The 1,177-nt window shown below is 60.4% G+C and carries 1 pseudogene; it reads right to left on the reverse strand.

Features of this window, described 5'->3' with window-relative positions:
• Nucleotides 1-1,177: pseudogene (locus F0169_RS26810) on the reverse strand (RHS repeat domain-containing protein); the annotation flags it as partial.

Here is a 1,177-nt window from a genome sequence, read left to right on the forward strand (position 1 = left end):
CCACCCCGTAGGGTTGGGCACATACTGATACGCGTTGATCCCGCCCGCCAGCTTCACCGGGTCCGGCGTCAGGTAGCGGCCACTGTCTGGATTGTAGTAGCGATGGCGGTTGTAGTGCAGCCCGCTTTCTTGATCGAAGTATTGGCCCTGGAATCGTAGCGGGTTGTCGACTTTATTGATGTCCAGGCGAGCGACCTGGCCGTAGGCGCGGTAGTGCGCGCACCAGACAATTTCGCCGTCAGGCGCGGTGAGTTCTTGCGGTGTGCCGAGGTGGTCGAGTTGATAGTGGAAGGCTTTGGTTTCACTCGGACCAAAGCCTTCCAGCAGCGCCAACGGCCGAAAGCTGTCCGGCTCGTAGATATAACTGCGATGGCGGTCGGCGTGATGCTCGGCAATCAGCTTGTCGCCTTGCCAAAAAACTCTGTGGTCTTTTCGTCCACGGTTTTGCTGATGCGCCGCCCAAACGGGTCGTAGCGGTAACGGGCGGTTTGCCCGTTGGGTTGGGTAATGCCAGTCAGCCGGTGCTGGCAGTCGTAGCGGTATTCGGTGACGAGTTGATGGCCTTTACCGCGTCGTTCGCGGATCAGGTTGCCGAAGGCGTCGTAGTCGTAATGATGGTCGCCCTGGATCATCAGGCGGTTGCCGGCAACGATGTCGGGGCCGGGGCGGTCTTGCATCAGCAGGTTGCCCGCCGGGTCTTGGCCGAAACGTTCTTTTACGTCTTGTGAGTGGTCGGCGTGGGTCAGGCGAGCGAGCGGGTCGTAGTGGTAGTCGTGTTGGCCTTTGCGGGTGTCGAGAATTCGGCTGAGGTTGCCGCTGTTGTCGTAGTCGTATTGGCGCTGGTAGAGGGTGTGTTCCTGTTGGCTGACCGCGTGGGCGTGCAGGCGGTTTTGCTCGTCGTAGTGGTAGTGGCTGAGCAGGTGGCCTTGCTGGCGTTGGCGCTCGCGGCCTGCACTGAACAGGTGCGAGGTCAGCAGCCCGCTGTTTAATTCGACAGTGGCAAGGTGACCGCCCTTGTCGTGATTGAACACCAGGCGGTTGTTGTCCGGCAGGCGAAGGTGTTGCAACTGACCGCACGCATCGTAGCCGTAGCGCAGAGTGCCCCAGCCTTGGTGTTCGGCTGGTGAGGCGGTTTTGCGTGTCGTATTCGTAGGCCAACGCCCAATGATTGTCGTCG

The organism is Pseudomonas kitaguniensis, from assembly GCF_009296165.1.
In the GTDB taxonomy this organism is placed as follows: Bacteria; Pseudomonadota; Gammaproteobacteria; order Pseudomonadales; family Pseudomonadaceae; genus Aquipseudomonas; species Aquipseudomonas kitaguniensis.